The 1722-nt window shown below is 63.6% G+C and carries 2 protein-coding genes; one reads left to right on the plus strand and one right to left on the minus strand.

From position 1 onward, the window contains the following. Window positions 1-255: 255 nt before the first annotated feature. Window positions 256-972, plus strand: coding sequence for an ATP-binding protein (locus GP2_RS20710; protein WP_051997292.1), 717 nt, complete (start codon window positions 256-258; stop codon window positions 970-972). Here the strand turns inward: GP2_RS20710 and GP2_RS20715 are convergent. Further along, on the minus strand, window positions 935-1722 hold a 788-nt coding region (locus GP2_RS20715), incomplete at its 5' end, for an MFS transporter (protein WP_006902609.1). The two genes, GP2_RS20710 and GP2_RS20715, sit on opposite strands and share 38 nt — an antisense overlap.

Here is a 1722-nt window from a genome sequence, read left to right on the forward strand (position 1 = left end):
TGACCCCCGTCGACAATCGAGTCAGACCTCCACCCGGGGATGCCAACCCCATCCTCACTGTCGACAATATGGGGTGCGGTCATCGCGATGACTCCTCGAGGATTCTGTGGAAGGTTGACTCGAAGGATCACGCGGTGGCCGCTCTGCATCCGTTAACGACACGACGTCGATAACGAACTCGGCCACCGAGTTACACCACTCTATGGGGCACTACTCCAGCGCGACGCTGGATACGCGTCTTCCTTCCTTCTTCGGGTGAAGGGGTTGGTCGGCGATCTTCGCCATAAGCCCATCATCGCGCCCGCAGGCAAGGAGACCTTGGAGGATTGGCTGCGGCGGCTCCTCGGCGACGAAACTTGCGCGAACGGAGAGATCACGGTTGTCGACTTGTCGTTGTTGGCGACCGAAGTGATGCACACAGCCGTGGCCGTGATCGGCCGGCTCACGATGGAAGCGCTCCAGCACCTACGTGAGAGCACAGGCACTATCTTGCCGACGGTCCTCGTCCTGGAGGAAGCACACAATTTTGTCTCCGCAGCATCGAGCGGGGCGGAGATTCCGACCACTGCGGATCTCTGCCGGGAGACTTTCAACCGGATTGCTCGTGAAGGACGCAAGTTCGGTCTCGGCCTCGTCCTGTCCTCACAGCGCCCGTCTGCGTTGTCTCAGACCGTGCTTTCTCAATGCAACAGCTTCTTACTCCACCGTCTCGTCAACGACCGCGATCAGGAGCTGGTCGCACGTCTCGTGCCCGATTCGCTGGGAGACCTGCTGCACGAGCTCCCCTCACTTGCCCCTCGTCAGGCGATTCTGATGGGCTGGGCTGCCGAAATTCCGACCCTGGTCGAGATCCGGAACTTGGAGAGCGCGCAACGACCGCAATCCGACGATCCCCGATTCTGGGATACCTGGACCGGAACAGAACCTGTGAGCTTCACCTGGGAAAAGGTGGTCGAGCACTGGACGACCTGAGCGAACATGCCCGAGCACGTGTCCCTGCGGCCCAAGCGCTGCTCGATCGCATCACCCCGACCACAGATCCGGCCGACTTCGCCGGCGCCAACGCCAGCCCGGCTCCCAGGCCCACGGTCGCCAGGCACACCGCGACGAAGCCGTAGCCGGAGTCGACGGTGATGCGGGATGCGAGCACGAATCCGGCCGCGGCGATCACCATGCCGGTGGCGATCGGGATTTTGGCGCCGAGTCGGGTCACGATCTTGTCCACAGCGGCTGCGGCGACGATGATCGCCAGCACCAGAGGCACCAAGCGCAGGCCGGTGCCGAAGGCGTCGTGGTAGCGCAGTATCTGCAGGTATTGCGGCAGCACGAACAGCACGCCGACCAGGGTGAAGGTGCCCGCGGTTGCGGCCAGGGTGGGCCAGGTGAAGGCCGGATTGGTGAACAGTGCCAGATCGACCAATGGGTCGCGGGCACGGCTTTCCCACACCAGAAATCCCGCGATCAGCCACACACCGGCCGCCAGAGCCGCGAGCACGACGGGATCGGTCCACCCGTACGCGGGAGCCTGGATGATGCCGAATACCAGCGCCGCCGTACCGGGCACGGCGGTGAGGATCCCGAGCCAGTCCAACGCCGGTGCATGCGGGTCGACCGATTCGGGCAACAGCACCACACAGGCAACCAGGGCGGCGACACCGACCGGGACGTTGATCAGAAACACCGAGCCCCACCAGAAATGCTGCAGCAGCCAGCCACCGACGT

It is taken from the genome of Gordonia paraffinivorans NBRC 108238, assembly GCF_000344155.1.
In the GTDB taxonomy this organism is placed as follows: Bacteria; Actinomycetota; Actinomycetes; order Mycobacteriales; family Mycobacteriaceae; genus Gordonia; species Gordonia paraffinivorans.